Annotated in this window: 14 protein-coding genes, 1 pseudogene and 1 riboswitch; of the genes and pseudogenes, 9 read left to right on the top strand and 6 right to left on the bottom strand. The window is 73.0% G+C overall.

Translation table 11 applies throughout. From position 1 onward, the window contains the following. A pseudogene (locus MPTA5024_RS41725) lies at positions 1 to 268 on the top strand (hypothetical protein); the annotation flags it as partial. A 72-nt stretch (positions 269 to 340) separates the two neighbouring features. Further along, positions 341 to 994 carry an SRPBCC family protein gene (locus MPTA5024_RS01915; RefSeq protein ID WP_036319106.1) on the top strand — a complete coding sequence of 218 codons (654 nt, stop codon included), beginning with the start codon at positions 341 to 343 and terminating at the stop codon, positions 992 to 994. Positions 995 to 1,103: 109 nt separating this feature from the next. Here MPTA5024_RS01915 and MPTA5024_RS01910 read toward each other — a convergent pair whose 3' ends face one another. Then, a complete protein-coding gene (locus MPTA5024_RS01910) occupies positions 1,104 to 1,799 on the bottom strand; it encodes an alpha/beta fold hydrolase (protein ID WP_036319104.1) in 696 nt (231 codons plus the stop codon). A 108-nt stretch (positions 1,800 to 1,907) separates the two neighbouring features. On the opposite strand from MPTA5024_RS01910, the gene MPTA5024_RS01905 reads away from it, so the two are divergent. Together MPTA5024_RS01905 and MPTA5024_RS01900 are read left to right on the top strand one after the other, a co-directional pair. Continuing rightward, a complete protein-coding gene (locus MPTA5024_RS01905) occupies positions 1,908 to 2,660 on the top strand; it encodes a winged helix-turn-helix transcriptional regulator (RefSeq protein ID WP_063794605.1) in 753 nt (250 codons plus the stop codon). A gap of 25 nt (positions 2,661 to 2,685) precedes the next feature. Next, positions 2,686 to 3,492, top strand: a complete 807-nt coding sequence (locus MPTA5024_RS01900; RefSeq protein ID WP_036319101.1) for an SMP-30/gluconolactonase/LRE family protein — start codon at positions 2,686 to 2,688, stop codon at positions 3,490 to 3,492. Positions 3,493 to 3,518: 26 nt separating this feature from the next. Here the strand turns inward: MPTA5024_RS01900 and MPTA5024_RS01895 are convergent, their stop codons facing one another. Next, positions 3,519 to 3,884: an ArsR/SmtB family transcription factor gene (locus MPTA5024_RS01895; protein ID WP_036319098.1), complete on the bottom strand. Its 366-nt coding sequence runs from the start codon at positions 3,882 to 3,884 to the stop codon at positions 3,519 to 3,521. Between the two features lie 42 nt (positions 3,885 to 3,926). Further along, positions 3,927 to 5,201 (bottom strand): RNA polymerase sigma factor, encoded by a 1,275-nt coding sequence (locus MPTA5024_RS01890; RefSeq protein ID WP_036319095.1) that lies wholly within the window; start codon positions 5,199 to 5,201, stop codon positions 3,927 to 3,929. 262 nt (positions 5,202 to 5,463) lie between these two features. Here MPTA5024_RS01890 and MPTA5024_RS01885 point away from each other — a divergent pair, with 262 nt between their 5' ends. Beyond that, a complete protein-coding gene (locus tag MPTA5024_RS01885; protein ID WP_036319093.1) occupies positions 5,464 to 6,228 on the top strand; it encodes an SRPBCC family protein in 765 nt (254 codons plus the stop codon). Positions 6,229 to 6,277: 49 nt separating this feature from the next. Beyond that, a complete protein-coding gene (locus tag MPTA5024_RS01880; RefSeq protein WP_036319090.1) occupies positions 6,278 to 7,858 on the top strand; it encodes an MFS transporter in 1,581 nt (526 codons plus the stop codon). Positions 7,859 to 7,924: 66 nt separating this feature from the next. Here MPTA5024_RS01880 and MPTA5024_RS01875 read toward each other — a convergent pair whose 3' ends face one another. Beyond that, positions 7,925 to 8,611 (bottom strand): CHAP domain-containing protein, encoded by a 687-nt coding sequence (locus MPTA5024_RS01875; protein ID WP_036319087.1) that lies wholly within the window; start codon positions 8,609 to 8,611, stop codon positions 7,925 to 7,927. A 14-nt stretch (positions 8,612 to 8,625) separates the two neighbouring features. Continuing rightward, a riboswitch (cyclic di-AMP (ydaO/yuaA leader) is annotated at positions 8,626 to 8,759 on the bottom strand. A 660-nt stretch (positions 8,760 to 9,419) separates the two neighbouring features. On the opposite strand from MPTA5024_RS01875, the gene MPTA5024_RS01870 reads away from it, so the two are divergent. Next, positions 9,420 to 10,121: an SDR family NAD(P)-dependent oxidoreductase gene (locus MPTA5024_RS01870; RefSeq protein ID WP_036319085.1), complete on the top strand. Its 702-nt coding sequence runs from the start codon at positions 9,420 to 9,422 to the stop codon at positions 10,119 to 10,121. Positions 10,122 to 10,143: 22 nt separating this feature from the next. Here MPTA5024_RS01870 and MPTA5024_RS01865 read toward each other — a convergent pair whose 3' ends face one another. Then, positions 10,144 to 11,496 carry a serine hydrolase domain-containing protein gene (locus MPTA5024_RS01865; protein WP_036319083.1) on the bottom strand — a complete coding sequence of 451 codons (1,353 nt, stop codon included), beginning with the start codon at positions 11,494 to 11,496 and terminating at the stop codon, positions 10,144 to 10,146. 101 nt (positions 11,497 to 11,597) lie between these two features. On the opposite strand from MPTA5024_RS01865, the gene MPTA5024_RS01860 reads away from it, so the two are divergent. Further along, positions 11,598 to 12,467, top strand: coding sequence for a hypothetical protein (locus MPTA5024_RS01860; RefSeq protein WP_051457601.1), 870 nt, complete (start codon positions 11,598 to 11,600; stop codon positions 12,465 to 12,467). Positions 12,468 to 12,525: 58 nt separating this feature from the next. After that, positions 12,526 to 14,757: an SF1B family DNA helicase RecD2 gene (gene recD2, locus MPTA5024_RS01855; RefSeq protein ID WP_157099246.1), complete on the top strand. Its 2,232-nt coding sequence runs from the start codon at positions 12,526 to 12,528 to the stop codon at positions 14,755 to 14,757. A gap of 44 nt (positions 14,758 to 14,801) precedes the next feature. On the opposite strand, the gene MPTA5024_RS01850 is transcribed toward recD2, so the two are convergent. Further along, a complete protein-coding gene (locus MPTA5024_RS01850; RefSeq protein WP_051457600.1) occupies positions 14,802 to 15,398 on the bottom strand; it encodes an RICIN domain-containing protein in 597 nt (198 codons plus the stop codon). Between the last annotated feature and the right edge of the window lie 219 nt (positions 15,399 to 15,617).

Below are 15,617 nucleotides of genomic sequence, written 5' to 3'. Positions count from 1 at the left end.
GGTCGCGGACGCGGCACGCGCCGCCGCGGAGGCGGCGCAGTCCGAGGCCCGCGTCCGCGCGTCCACTGAAGAGACCACTCGGGCCGTCGAGGACGCCCGTACGGCCGCGGCGGAACGGGAGCGGGTCCAGGCCGAGCTGGCTCTGGAACGGGCGCGGCTCTCGGATCTGCGCGCCCAGCTGGATGTGGCCAGGTCCGAGGCCGCACAGCTCCGGGAGCGCGCCGTCGCCGCGGAGCTGCGCGCCGGCAGAGAGGACCACGGCTCGTAGCGCGTGCTTATATAAGCCAGTCGTGATACTTTCTGTCCCGTCCACGACCGGGCACGACGAGAGGACAAGACCGTGATCAAGGTGGACGAGCAGATCAGCGCGGTACGCCGGCACGTCGGCACGCGCGTACTCGACGCGGGGGAGGCGCGCGTCGTGACCCTCGGCCAGACCTACGACGCCACGGTGGACGAGGTCTGGGACGCGGTCACCAACCCCGAGCGCATCTCGCGGTGGTTCCTCCCCGTCTCCGGCGACCTGCGGCTGCACGGCCGTTACCAGCTGGAGGGCAACGCGGGCGGCACGGTCGAGCGGTGCGACCCGCCGCGGAGCTACGCCGCGACCTGGGAGATGGGCGGCGAGGTCAGCTGGATCGAGGTGCGCGTGACCGGAGAGGCGGACGGGCGGACCCGGTTCGAGCTGGAGCACATCGCCCACGTGGACGACGTGCGGTGGGCGCAGTTCGGCCCCGGCGCGGTGGGCGTCGGCTGGGACATGGGCCTGCTCGGCCTCGCTCTCCACCTGACGTCCGGCGACATCCCCGATCGCGACGAGGTCAATGCCTGGGTGACCTCCGAGGACGGCCGGCGGTACATGACCCTCAGCAGTGAGCTGTGGGGCGAGGCCAGCGCGGCCTCCGGCACCGACCCGGCCGAGGCGCGAGCCGCCGCCGACCGCACGACCGCCTTCTACACCGGCGTCCCCGGCGAGCCCGGCGACGCGTCCTGACCCACCACGAGCCCGGCGCGTCCTGACGGACCGGCGTCCCCGGCGAGCGGGACGCGTCCCGGCGCTCGGTCACCGGACGGCCGGCGGTATGCCGGGCCGTTCCGGCAGTTCAGAGGCCGAGCTGCTTCCGGTAGCGGTCGAGGTGGCCGGCGATCTCGGCCGGGTAGCTGAGGGCGCTGAGGTGGCCGCCCGGCGTGTCGTCGACCTCGATGCCGAGCCGTTCCCGGGCCACGCGTCGTTGGAAGTCGATCGGGAAGAAGCGGTCGTCGCGGCCCTGCAGGACCCGGGTGGGCACCTCGGGCCACGCGGCCGCCGGCCACGGCTCGCCGAACGGCTTGTTCGCCTGGGGGAGCGTGCCGGCGGCCACGGCCTCGGCCGTCACGTCGGGCGGGACGTCGTGGAAGAAGTCGACGAGGAGGTCCACCTCCTCCCGCGGCGTGCGGCCCTCCCGCACCGCCTGCTCGGCACGCGCCGCGACCATGCCGGTGGCCGCCCACCAGTCGTCGGCCGCCTCGCCGGGCCGGGGGATCATGGGGTTGAGCAGGACCAATAGGCCGACCGGCACGCGCGCACAGGCCAGCGGCGCGCTGAACGCGCCCATCGACTGGGCGACCACGATCGTGCCGGGCCGGCCGTCGACGGCGTCGACCACGGCGTCCGCGTACTCCTTCAGCCCGGCCGTCTCGTCGCCCGTCGGCAGATCCACCGGGATCGCCTCGTGGCCGAGCGCGCGGAGCTCGGGGATGAGCCGGTGCCAGAACCACACGCCGCCTCCCGCACCCGGGACCAGCACGTAGGTCGCCATGTCAGTGCCTCCCCAGGACGGGCGCTATCGGGTCGTTCACGGAACCACCTCCGAATCGCTCCTAGATTAGGAGTGTTCAGTGCGGAATCACAAGCTATTCTTGACGACGTGGCGGGAAGACGGGGCTACGACGACCCCTGTGGGATCGCGCGGGCCCTCGACGTCGTCGGCGACCGGTGGGCGCTGCTGGTCGTGCGGGAGCTGGTGTTCGGGCCGAAGAGGTTCGGCGACCTGACCCGGGGGCTGCCGGGCATGAGTCAGAACGTGCTGTCCCAGCGGCTGCGCGAGCTGGAGCAGGCCGGCATCGTCCGCCGGCGGAGGCTGGGGCCGCCGGTGGGAACCGGGGTCTACGAGCTGACCCCGCGCGGGCAGGAGCTGGAGGACGTGCTGCTCGCGCTGGCCCGGTGGGGCAGCCGCGAGCCGCTGACCTCGGGCGGCGACCTCAGCGTGGACGCGCTGATGCTGGCCCTGAAGACGACGTTCGACCCGGCGGCGGCCGGTGACCTGGACGCCCGCTACGAGCTGGCGTTCGGCGACGACCGGTTCCACGCCGAGATCGTCTCGGGGCGGTTCTGGATCGCCCGGGGGCCGGCGGGACGCGCCGACGCGCTCCTCGATGCCTCCGCCCTGGTGCTGCGCGATGTGATGTTCGCGGGCCGCCCGCTCGCGGACGCGGTCGAGTCCGGCGATCTGCGCCTGACCGGCGACGTTCGCGTCGCTGAGCGCCTCGTCGCCTGCTTCCCTCGCCCGGCGACCCCGTCCACGACCCTGCGTATGACGCCGCAGGCGACCCTCGCTGCGACGCCGCCGATGACCCCGCCGGAGAACCTCCCGGCGGCTCCGCCGGCGAGCGCCGGCTGAACCCGCCACGGGCCAGGAGGTCCCCATGACCGCACCGAACGTCCTGCTGACCGGCCTGATGTACGGCGAGTCGCCGCGCTGGCACGACGGCCGCCTATGGGTGGCCAACTGGGGCACCGGGCAGATCCTGACCGCCGGCCTCGACGGCGGGAGCGAGGTCGTGGCCGAGATCCCGACCACCATCCCGTACTCCTTCGACTGGCTGCCCGACGGGCGCATGCTCGTCGTGTCCGGCCAGGAGGCGCTCGTCCTGCGGCGGGAGCCCGACGGCTCGCTGGTGACCCACGCCGACCTGCGCGCCCTCGGGGAGGTGTTCAACGAGATCGTCGTCGACGCGCGGGGCAACGCCTACGTCAACGGCGCGATCGTCGCCCTGGTCACGCCCGACGGCCGGGCCAGGCAGGTGGCCGGCGACATCGCGTTCGGCAACGGCATGGCGGTGACGGAGGACGGCTCGACGCTGATCGTCGCCGAGTCCCACGGCCGGAGGCTGACCGCGTTCGACATCGCCGAGGACGGCGGCCTGACGGGCCGGCGGGTGTGGGCCGAGGTCGACGGGCCGCCCGACGGCGTCTGCCTCGACGCCGAGGGCGCCCTCTGGTACGCCGACGTGCCGAACCAGCGCTGCGTCCGCGTACGGGAGGGCGGCGAGGTGCTGCGGACGATCGATCTCGACCGCGGCTGCTTCGCCTGCGTCCTCGGGGGCCCGGACGGGAGGACGCTGTTCATGACCACGGCTGAGTGGCGCGGCATGGACCGGCTCCACGAGCCCCACCGCACCGGGCAGGTGGTGGTCGCCGAGGTCTCCGTCCCCCACGCGGGCCGTCCCTGACCGGACGACGAGGGCCGCGTCACCGTTCAGCCGGTCCGGTCGGCGGGATCCTCCCGTGCCTCGGCCAGGCGGCGCTCGCGTCTGCCCCGGACGAGCTCGGTGCCCAGCGCGTCGAGACGTTGGGTCCAGAACCGGCGGAAGTTGTCGAGCCAGCCGTCGATCTCCCGCAGCGGCGCCGGGTCCACCGCGTACAGGCGGCGCGTGCCCTCGGACCTGACCGTGGTGAAGCCGGTCTCGCGCAGCACGCGCAGGTGCTGGGAGACCCCGGGTTGGGAGATCCCGAACTCCTCCTGGACCACCGCGCCGATCTCGCCCGCCGAGCGCTCCCCGCCGGCGAGCAGTTCGAGGATCCGGCGGCGCACCGGATCCCCGAGGACGTCGAACGCGTGCATGGCGCCAGAATATAAGTCAACTCTGAAGAAGACGATGATCCCCTACGGCTCGGCCGTCTCGCGCACGCCTCCTTCGGGGGCGAGCCGGGCCGCCCGGGCCTCCAGGTAACGCTGCTCGGGCAGGCTGGTGGTCCGCCGGGCGGCGATGCGGTAGCTCTCCCACGCAGCCCGATGGTCTCCGGCCATCTCCAGCAGGTGGGCGCGTACGGCGTCGAGACGGTGGTGTCCGGCCAGCCGGTCGTCGGCGTCGAGCGCCCGGAGCATCTCCAGCCCCGATTCCGGGCCGTTCACCATGGCGGCGGCGATGGCGTGGTTGAGCGTGACCATGGGGTTGGGGGAGACCCGCCCGAGCAGCTCGTACAGCGCGAGGATCTGCGGCCAGTCGGTGTCGTCGGCCCGCGGCGCCTCGGCGTGCACGGCGGCGATCGCCGCCTGCAGCTGGTACGGCCCGAGCGGCGCGCGGGACAGCGTCTCGGTGATGAGCTCCACGCCCTCGCCGATCTGGTCGCGGTTCCACCGTCCGCGGTCCTGCTCGGCGAGCGGGATGAGCGTGCCGTCGGGGTTGGTCCGCGCCCCGCGCCGGGCGTCGGTCAGCAGCATCAGCGCGAGCAGGCCGGCGACCTCGCCGTCCTCCGGGAGCAGCCGGTGGACCGACCGGGTCAGCCGGATCGCCTCGCCGGCCAGCTCGGGGCTCTGCAGGTGGGGGCCCGAGCTGGTGGTGTAGCCCTCGTTGAAGATCAGGTACAGCACGTGCAGGACCACCCGCAGCCGCTCCTCGCGCTCCTGCTCGGGCGGCATGCCGAACGGGATGCCGGTGCTCTTCACCCGCTGCTTGGCCCTGCTGATCCGCTGGGCCATCGTGGCCTCGGGCACGAAGAAGGCCCGCGCGATCTGGGCCGTGGTGAGACCTCCGACGGCCCGCAGCGTGAGCGCCACCTGTGAGGGCGCCGACAGGGCCGGATGGCAGCACATGAACAGCAGCGTGAGCGTGTCGTCCTCGTCGGGCGGCAGGTCGTCGCCCGGCCCCGGGGCGGTGAAGGCGTCCGCCGGGGACAGCGCGGCGACCGTCGCCTCGCGCTGCTTGCGGGCCTCGTCGCTGCGCCACTGGTCGATCAGCCGCCGTCCGGCCACCGTGGTGAGCCAGCCCAGCGGGTTGCCGGGCACGCCCTCCTCGGGCCACTGGACGGCCGCGGCCAGCAGCGCCTCCTGAACCGCGTCCTCGCAGGCGTCGAAGTGGCCGTACCTGCGGATGAGCGCGCCGAGCGCCTGCGGCGCGAGCCGGCGCAGCAGGTCCTCGACGCCGAGGTCGTCGGTCATCACGTCTGGGTCCCAGGTCGTCTCCGTCGCGGTCCGGGCCCGTACGGCCGGTGCGGCGGCCCGGCGCCTCACCGGCGCGCCGGCACCGGCGCCCGCGCGTCCCCCGGCGGGCCCGACCAGTCAACCACGCCCGGCTGACGGTCACGGTGAAGCAGCCGATCGCGTACCGACAAGTTTTTTATTCTTGACAATCCTTCTCTTCGGATGGGACGGTTGACCCGTGCCCGGGAGGGCCGCTGAGACGAGACGAAGGAGCAGTGACATGCCGCACGAGTTCGCGATCCACGAGGAGATCGAGCTGGCCGCCACGCCGGAGCAGGTCTGGGAGGCGATCGCCACCGGGCCGGGGATCGACTCCTGGCTGATGGGCCATACTGAGATCGAGCCCGGCGTGGGCGGGGCCGCGCGCATGACGATGCTGGGCTTCACCCAGACGTCGACCATCACGGCCTGGGAGCCGGGCCGCCGATTCGCCTACTCCAGCGCCCCCAACCCGCAGGACGACTCCTACATGGCGTTCGAGTATCTGCTGGAGGAGCGCGAGGGCGGCTCGACCGTCCTGCGCATGGTCCACAGCGGCGCCCTGGGGGGCGACTGGGCGGCCGAGTACGACGCGCTCACCAAGGGCGACCGCGTCTACCTGCGCAAACTGGCCGCCTACCTGGAGCACTTCCCCGGCCTCACCTCGGTCCACAACGTCTTCGCGCCGGGCCCCCAGGCGGACGGCGAGCGGATGTGGGCGGCGGTCCGCGAGGCGCTCGGCCTGACCGGCTCGCTCACGGCGGGCGCCCCCGTGCGGATCCGGGTGGAGGGGCTGGGCCCCCAGGACGGCGTGGTGGAGTTCGCCGACCTGCCGACCGCGGTGGGCGTGCGGGTGGACGACGGCCTCTACACGTTCGTCCACGGCTACCAGGACACCGTGGTCGTGGAGCACCACAACTTCGCCAAGGACGCCGACCACGAGGCGATCGAGCGGGCCTGGCGCTCCTGGCTCGACCGGTCGTTCGGCGCCCCCGCCACGGCCTGACCGCGGCCCTATCACCGTCACGCGTACGACCGGATCGAAGGGTCATCCCATGGAAACGATCAGCGCCTCCAGACCAGCCCCGCGCGCCGGCCGCCGCGAGTGGATCGGGCTGGCGGTGCTGGCCCTGCCCACGCTCCTGCTCTCGCTCGACATCAGCGTGCTCTATCTGGCGCTGCCGCACCTGAGCGCGGACCTCGGCGCCGGCGGCACCGAGCAGTTGTGGATCCTCGACGTGTACTCGTTCGCGCTGGCGGGCTTCCTCGTCACGATGGGCACCCTCGGCGACCGGATCGGCCGCCGCAGGCTTCTGCTCGCCGGCGCGGCCGGGTTCGGCCTCGCCTCGGTGCTCGCCGCGTACGCCACGAGCCCGGCGATGCTGATCGCGGCCCGGGTGCTGCTCGGGGTCGCCGGGGCCACGCTGATGCCCTCGACGATGGCCCTGATCCGCACCATGTTCCAGGATCCGCGGCAGATGGGGCAGGCCGTGGGCGTCTGGTTCAGCTGCTTCCTCGGCGGCATGACCCTCGGCCCGCTCGTCGGCGGGCTGCTGCTAGAGCACTTCTGGTGGGGCTCTGCGTTCCTGCTCGGCGTGCCGTTCATGGTGGTCCTGCTGGTCGCGGGGCCGATCCTGCTGCCCGAGCACCGCGACCCGGCCGCCGGGCGGCTCGACCCGGCCAGCGTGGCGCTCTCGCTGGGCGCCATCCTGCCGGTCGTCTACGGGCTCAAGGAGCTGGCCAGGAACGGCCTGCACGCCGTGCCCGTGCTGGCCGTCGTGGCCGGGGCGGCCGTGGCCGTGGTGTTCGTCCGGCGCCAGCGCCGTCTGACCAGCCCCCTGCTCGACCTGCGGCTGTTCCGGAACCCGGTCTTCACCATGGCACTGGCCGTCGGACTGCTCGGCGGGATCGTCATGGCCGGGATCTCGCTGATGTCGACGCTCTACCTGCAGACCGTCGCCGGGCTGTCCCCGATGGGCGCGGGCCTGTGGCTGGCCCCGCAGAACGTCGCGATGGTCGCCGCAACCGTGGTCGCCCCCGTCCTCGCCCGCCGCCTCCCCCCGGCGTACGTGATCGCGCTCGGCCTGGCGATCGCGGCGGTGGGGCTGCTCGTGCACACCCAGGTCGCCGGGGTGGGACTGCTGGTGATCGGGCTGGTGCTCGCCTCCTTCGGCGTCGCCCTGCCCATGTCGCTGACGATGAGCCTGCTCCTCCGCTCGGCTCCGCCGGAGAGGGCCGGGTCGGCCGCGTCGCTGTCGGAGACGGGCGGCGAGTTCGGGGTGGCGGTCGGCGTCGCCGCGATGGGCAGCCTCGGCGCCCTCGTCTACCGCAGCCACCTCGCGCTGCCGGCGGGCCTGCCGGCCCAGACGGCCGAGGCGGTGAAGGGCGGCGTCGCCGCCGCGGTCGCCTCAGCCCGCGAGCTGCCCGCCGCGCTCGGCGCCGACGTGCTCGACGCGGCCCGGGCCGCGTTCACCAGCGGCCTCCACGTGGTCGCCGCCGTCGGCGCCGTGATCTTCATGGGCACCGCCGTCCTCGCCGCGGTCGTGCTCAGGGGCAGGACCGGGGACGGCGGGACGGCCCCCGCCGCGCAGGCCCCTATCCAGGACCCGGCCCTGGAGCCGGCCGGGGTCGGCTGAACCCGGGCGGATGCGAAGGAAGCGCGCACCGAGAGTGGTGCGCGCTTCCCCTGTGTGCGGTCCCGGTCAGGAAGCGGGGTAGTACGGGTAGCCGTACCCCGCGACGGAGTCCGTCGGCCTGGTGCGGACCTCGACGGCGCCGTTGCCCGTGTTGCCCTCGACGGTCTTGATCGTTCCGTCGCCGTTGTCCTTGATGACGAAGCCAACGTGGTCGATGTCGTCGATCGACTTGCTGCCGTTCCAGGCGAAGAACACCACGGCCCCGGGCTTGGGAACGTTCCCCCAGCGGCCGTGCTGGGAGAACCAGCGGGCGTGCTCGACCGTGTAGGAGTCCCAGCCCATGACGGGCGTGATGCCCAGCTTCTGGCCCACCCAGGAGACGAACATGTCGCACCACGGGGCGTTGAGGTAGGCCGACAGCTTGCCGCCGTCCCGGGCCAGCGTCTGCCGGGCGCGGGGAGTGGACATGTACCACTGCTGGAACTTGGTTCCGCCGCCGTAGGCGTTCTCGCTGATGCCCACCTGGCTGGACGCGAGCTTGATGACGTCGGCCGGGCCCACCTTGGGAAGCGTGGCCGCCGCCTGGGCGAGGGGGTCGACGGCGGTGCCGCCGTTGCCCGCGGGCTCCACGGCGTGCGCGGCGTCGGCGTGCGCGGCGTCGGCGTGCGCCGTCAGCGACGCGGTACACACACCGGCACTGGCGACGACACCCGTGACGAGTGCGGCACGGAGACAGGTCTTAAGGGCGTGCATGCTGGGGTCTACTCCCTTGCTTCCTTGCCGCCTACCGGGTTAGCTGACGGGTTCGGGCTGGAAGTGGCCCTACGGCACAGGTGCCGATTCACCCCAGGAGAGGTGGGTCCCCGGCTCCGCGCGGACGCGGATTCGACGGCCGGGCGGCATCCCGGAGCCGGGAGGCCGCGTCGGTTTTGAGGTGGGCACCCTTGACCGAGAATTGGACAGGTATGCCCTGAGCTGCCTAAAAGGTAATAGCTACACCGAAACCGGTCAAGTAAGGACAAGTCAGGTTTTACGTGCGATAGGGTCCGCAAACTCTCCCGCAAACCCACCCCTTGGACGGGCCGGCGGCATGCGTCCGGCGGATGGCGGCAGAGGGAATACCCGCGCGGCCCGCATAGCGATCATGGACTTCCGCCATGGCATCCCGCGCCTCCGATGCCCGGCCGGTGTCCCGCCGGTCGGCGCCATGGCCGGTACGGCCGGGGTTTCCGCCGGCGGCCGGGCACAGCCGCCGGTGCGCGTCGCCCTCAGCCGTCCCACCTTCCGGGATGACGTGTGCCCGCACTGTGAGACGGCCTCTCGGCCGGTGATCCCGGCGCCGGTCGCCGGCCCCTCACCGGATCCGGTCGCCACCACCCCTCGGCGCCGCCCTGCGGGGGCCGAATTCTTTACGTACGGGTAACGGCGACGGCACGGGTCCCAGCAGGTCATCCGGCTGACTGTCCCTGCCGACCCCAGGAAGACAGGGGCCTACCCACGTCCTCGCGTACGGGCCGAGGCTCTCATCCGTAACCCGGCATCCGACGCGAAAGGCATCACGATGACCATCACCCTCGTCACCGGCGGCACCAGGGGCCTGGGGCGCGAGACCGCCCGCCGTCTCACCGCCCTCGGCCACACCGTCTACCTCGGCGCTCGCGACGCGGAGCGCGGCCGGACCGCGGCCGCCGACCTCGGCGCCCGGTGGCTGCGGCTCGACGTGACCGACGACGACTCCGTCGCCGCCGCGGCGGCCGAGCTCGGCGAGCGGGAGGGCCGGCTCGACGTGCTGGTCAACAACGCGGGCGTCTTCGAGGGCATGGCGACGCCCGAGGAGGCCGGGGTGGCCGAGGCGCGGCCCGTGTTCGACGTGAACGTCCTCGGCGTGATCCGGACGACCCACGCGTTCCTGCCGCTGCTGCGCGCCTCGGCCGCACCGGTGATCGTGAACGTCAGCAGCGGGCTGGGCGGGTTCGGGATCGTCACCGACGCCCAGCGCCGCGAGTCCGCGTGGTCCCTGCCCGTCTACGCGGCGTCGAAGGCCGCGGTCAACATGCTCACCGTGCAGTACGCCAAGGGGCTGCCCGGAGTCCGCGTGAACGCCGTCGAACCGGGCTTCACCGCGACCGGCCTGCACGGGATGAGCGGACCCGGCGTCCAGTCCGTCGAGGAGGGCGCCGACGCGATCGTGCGCCTGGCGACGATCGGCCCGGACGGGCCGACCGGCACCTTCTCCGACAGGGCCGGCGACCTGCCCTGGTGACTCCCGTACGGCGCCGCCCCTGTCACCGCCAGCCGTCGGCGTCGACCCCGCCAGGCACCGGCACGGCCGGGTCGTACGGCTCGCGGGTGAAGACGAACGTGTTGATGTCGAGGTGGACGCCTCCGGGGGAGCGGACGACCTGAAGGGTCTCACCGGCGTAGTAGCCGTCGAGCCCCAGCCAGGTGCCGTCGGCCTGCGCGGCGAACCGCGAGGCCCGCCCCTGCCCGTTGACCGGCGTGAGCGACAGGCCGCGCCGCGGCAGCAGGCGCAGCATGTACGGCGTGGGCCCCCAGTACCACGGCCCGGTCAGGGACAGCAGGTCGTCGTCGACCGGCGTGGGGACCCACTCGGCGGGCAGCGGCGGCTCACGCTTGGCGAGGATGTCGAGCAGGTCGGTCTCGAAGCCGCCCCGCACGCCCGAGGTGGTGTTGGCCATCCAGAGGACGGCGACGCCGTCGGCGGGGTCGGCCCACAGCGTGGCCAGGAACCCGGGCATCGACCCGGTGTGACCGGCCAGCCGCCGGGGCCCGCCGGGGCCGGCGTGCCGGGCGAGCTGCAGCCCGAGGCCATAGCCGCGGGTCCAGACGTCGGCGTCCTCCACGGCGGCGGGCTCGCGCATCTCGGCCAGGGTCTCCGGCCGCAGCACGCCGCCGGTGTCGCCGGCGACGAACGCGGCCCAGCGGGCGAGGTCGGCGGCGGTGGACCACAGCTGCCCGGCGGGGGCCATCGCGCCGTGGTCGTTCTCCGGCTCGGGCAGCAGGACGTCGGCCCACGGGTGCACCGCGTAGCCGGTGGCGTGGGGGGCGCGCGGACGCGTCGTGGTGTCGTTCATGCCGAGCGGTTCGAGGATCTCCTCGCGGACCGCGCGCTCCCAGGGCGCCGACCGCTTGCGCGCGACGAGCTCGCCGAGCAGGGCGTAGCCCAGGTTGGAGTAGTGGTAGCGGCGGCCGGGGCGGTGCCGGACCGACTCCGGCCCGAGCGCGGCGAGCATGTCGGCCGGCGGCGCGCCGGGGGTGCGCTCCCACCACGCGCCCGGCGACTCGGCGGTGGCGCCGCTGGTGTGCGACAGCAGCTGCGCGATCGTGACGTCGCCCAGCGGCGTGCCGGGGACGTGCTTGCCGAGCGGGTCGAGCAGGTCGACCAGGCCCTCGTCGCGCAGCCGCATGACCATGGTGGCGACGAAGGTCTTGGTGATGGACCCGACGCGGTACTGGGTGCGCTCGGTCGGCGGCTCGCCGTCCACCCGCCCGCGCGCGCCGAACCACACGGTCTCGCCGCCCCGGACGAGGGCCGCCACCATCGACGGCACCCGCTGCTGGGCCTGCTCGACCGCCAGCCGCCGCAGCAGCGCCCGCGCCGTACCCTCCAGAACCATCGTCCGTCCCTCCCGCTCGACGATCAGACCAGGCTAGCGCCGATCGGCGGCACAGCAGGCGATCGGGCGCGGGACGCGGCGGCTGCGGGACAATACCCTGCATGACCACCCCCTCCGGCGGGCGGCCCGGGACCGGCTCCGCACCGCCCTGCCGCCTTCACGTACTTGTCGCCAGGGCGGCGCCCGTCGCGCTGATCATGCGCCGCGGTCCGGCCGACTGGTGGCATCTGCTGGAGTGGGACCTGCGGAGCCGTGAGGTGAGACCGGGCGCCTGGCTTCGCGGGACGCTTTACCCCCGCCGGTGTGACATATCGCCGGACGGAAAGCTCCTCGGGTACTTCGCGCTCGGGCACGGGCCGTCACCGTGGACCACGTATTTCGCCGTGTCCAAGGTGCCGTGGCTTACTGCGCTGGTGGCCTGGCAGACGTTCGGCACCTGGACCGGCGGCTGCGAGTTCGCCCCGGACAACGGCCTGACGATCCGGGCTTCGATGGGCAAGAAGCCCTTTCACGGCAGCTACCCCCATGGCGCCGTCGTGGAGAACCTCAACCTCGACTGGATCCACCGGGACCTGCAGAACGAGTACAGGCGCGGCTGGCGCCCCCTGGCCGACGGCGTGGCGGAGCGGATGCCCCCCGAGTTGCGTGAGGCCGTACTCATCACGCGCGTTCGGCCGGGCGGCGACCGCGCGCTGGTGCTCGCCCATACCGGGACCGACTTCCGCAGGCACGGAATCGAGGGCGTACAGGTGAGTTACCTAAGGGAGGAGGACGACGGCGGTCTCACGCCGCTGCCCGAGGCGGCGTGGGCAGACTGGGACGAGGAGGGCCGGCTGCTGATGGCCACCCGCGACGGGACGGTCAAGATCATGGAGCAGCGGTCCGGCGCGTGGACGGAGACATGGTCCCAGGACCTGCGCGACCTGACCCCGGACCCCCTGCCGCCCCCTGCCTGGGCCCAGGCCTGGTAGCCCGGGCCCGTCCGCTGGTCGCGCCCGTCGCCGTACGCGCTGAGGGAGAATGCCACCCATGACCACCCCTCCCGGCGGTCCCGCCAGGCCGCCCGGCACCGAACTGACCGCGGTGCTCGAACGGATCACGTACGCGAACGAGGAGACGGGCTACACGATCGCCCGGGTGGCGACCGAGCGCTCGGGAAACGACCTGCTCACGGTCGTCGGGCCGCTGCTCGGGGCCCAGGTCGGCGAGTCGCTGCGGCTGACCGGCCGGTGGGGGTCCCATCCGCGGTACGGCAGGCAGTTCGAGGTCTGGTCGTACAGCACGGTCCTGCCGGCGACGATCCAGGGCATCCAGCGCTACCTGGGGTCGGGGCTGATCAAGGGCATCGGGCCCAAGATGGCGGAGCGGATCGTCGATCACTTCGGCACCGACACGCTGCGCGTCATCGAGGAGGAGCCGGGACGGCTGGTCGAGGTCCCGGGCCTCGGCCCCAAGCGCACCAAGATGATCGGGGCCGCCTGGGAGGAGCAGAAGATCATCAAGGAGGTGATGATCTTCCTCCAGGGGGTGGGGGTGTCCACCTCGATCGCGGTGCGCATCTTCAAGCAGTACGGCGAGGGCTCCGTCGACGTCGTGCGCACCGAGCCGTACCGGCTGGCCGACGACGTGTGGGGCATCGGCTTCAAGACGGCCGACACGATCGCGCAGGCCGTGGGCATCCCGCACGACAGCCCGGAGCGGGTCAAGGCCGGCCTGCGCTACACGCTGTCGCAGGCCGCCGACGACGGGCACTGCTACCTGCCCGCCCCCAACCTGGTCGCCGACGCCGTCAAGATCCTCGAGGTGCCGGCCGACCTGACGGCGTCCTGCCTGGAGGAACTCGTCGCCGAGGAGGGGGTGGTCCGCGAGGAGGTCCCGGCCGGCGAGGGCGGCGAGAGCACGGTCCCGGCGATCTACCTGGTGCCCTTCCACCGGGCCGAGCTGTCGCTCGCGGGGACGCTGCGCGGCCTGCTGTCGTCCGGGCACGACCGGCTCGGCGCCTTCGCCCGGGTCGACTGGCCGGCCGCGCTCGGCTGGCTGAGCGGCCGCACCGGCGCCGACCTCGCCCCCGAGCAGGCCGAGGCCGTACGGCTGGCGCTGACGGAGAAGGTGGCCGTGCTGACCGGCGGGCCGGGCTGCGGTAAGAGCTTCACGGTGCGCTCGATCGTGACGCTGGCCCGGGCCAAGCGGGCCAAGGTGATCCTCGCCGCGCCCACCGGCCGGGCGGCCAAGCGGCTGGCGGAGCTGACCGGCCACGAGGCCACGACCGTCCACCGGCTGCTCCAGCTGAGGCCCGGCGGCGACGCGACCTTCGACAGGGACAACCCGCTCGACGCCGACCTGGTCGTGGTCGACGAGGCCTCGATGCTCGACCTGCTGCTGGCCAACAAGCTCGCCAAGGCCGTCGCGCCCGGCGCGCACCTGCTGTTCGTCGGCGACGTCGACCAGCTTCCCTCGGTCGGCGCGGGAGAGGTGCTGCGCGACCTGCTGGCCGCCCCGGAGATCCCCCGGGTGCGGCTGACGCAGATCTTCCGCCAGGCCCAGGAGTCGGGCGTGGTGGTCAACGCCCACCGGGTGAACACCGGGCAGGCGCCGCTGGTGCGGGAGTTCCCCGACTTCTTCCTGTTCCCGTGCGAGGAGCCCGAGGAGATCGCGGCGCTGACGGTCGACGTGGTGGCCCGGCGGATCCCCGCCAAGTTCGGCCTCAACCCGCGGCGCGACGTGCAGGTCCTCGCCCCGATGCACCGCGGCGCCGCGGGCGCGGGCGCGCTCAACATCGCGCTGCAGGAGGCGCTGACGCCGTCGCGGGAGGGCATGCCCGAACGGCGGTACGGCGGCCGGGTGTTCCGCGTCGGCGACAAGGTGACCCAGCTGCGCAACAACTACGACAAGGGCGCGGCCGGGGTGTTCAACGGGACGGTGGGGGTGGTGACCGGCATGTCACCGGAGGAGAGCAGGCTCACCGTCCTGACAGACGAGGACGAGAGCGTCGACTACTCCTTCGACGAGCTCGACGAGCTGGCCCACGCCTACGCCGTCAGCATCCACCGCTCCCAGGGCAGCGAGTACCCCGCCGTGGTGATCCCGCTGGCGACCAGCGCGTGGATGATGCTGCAGCGCAACCTGCTCTACACGGCCATCACGCGGGCCAGGAAGCTGGTCGTCGTCGTGGGGTCGCGCCGGGCCCTGGCCCAGGCCGTGCGGACGCGGGGGGCCGGCCGGCGTCACACCGGCCTGACCCACCGCCTCCGCACGTCCTGACCCCGCGATCGGTGAGCGCGGCGCGGTCCTCCGCGCCGGGCAGGTCAGAGAGTGAAGTCCAGGGCGCCCTCGGGCGAGAAGAACCGCTGGTTGCCGCCGCCGTGGCACTCCCACTGCTGAATCGCGGCACCGTCGCCGCTGTCGTTGTCCCGGACGTCGAGGCACATCAGCAGCCCCCTCTGAAGGGCGCTCCACGGATGGAGTTCCCACACGCCGCTGCTGACAGGAGTCGGCACCCACAGCTGATCGGCGTCGCCTTGGCTACAGGTGCGCTGGATGACCAGTGCGCCGTTGGCGGTGCTCCCGCCGGCGACCGACATGCACAGTTGGCTGCCGAGGTTCCAGATGTGCCACACGAACTGGTTGCCGTCCACCCGGCCGGCGGCGCTGACGAACCAGATCTGGTCCTTGTTGGTGCTGCACTCCCACTGGATCAGGCGGGCGCCGCTGGTCTTGAGCCCGTCGTCCCCGTTGATGCCGAGGCACTTGCCGTCGCTGAACAGCCCGCCGTGCCCGTCGAACAACGGCCTGATCTCTCCACCGCTCCTGGCGTGGGCGGGGGTCACCGCGACAGCGGCCACCGCGGCGACCGCCGCCAGTGTGACCCCGATTCTCCGCAGAAACTTCCTGTCGAGCCTCATCGACGCTCCTTCGTGTGCGGGCTCCGTGCCGACACGCAAAGGGGTGTTCCATCCCCGTTCCACGCGTTCCACGCAGCGGGCAGCCGCCCGGCGAACGGGCGGATTCCGGCGGGTGAGGGACCAGGCGTTCGCGGCGGAACGGATGGAACGCCTGCCCGGCGACAGTCGCTGGAGCAGACACAGGAGCGATCATGTTCCATCCGAGACGGGTGCGGCCCG

Source organism: Microbispora sp. ATCC PTA-5024 (assembly GCF_000511135.2).
Classification (GTDB): domain Bacteria; phylum Actinomycetota; class Actinomycetes; order Streptosporangiales; family Streptosporangiaceae; genus Microbispora; species Microbispora corallina.
The sequence above is the reverse complement of the archived record's forward strand: the minus strand, read 5'-3'. Positions and strand labels throughout refer to the sequence as shown.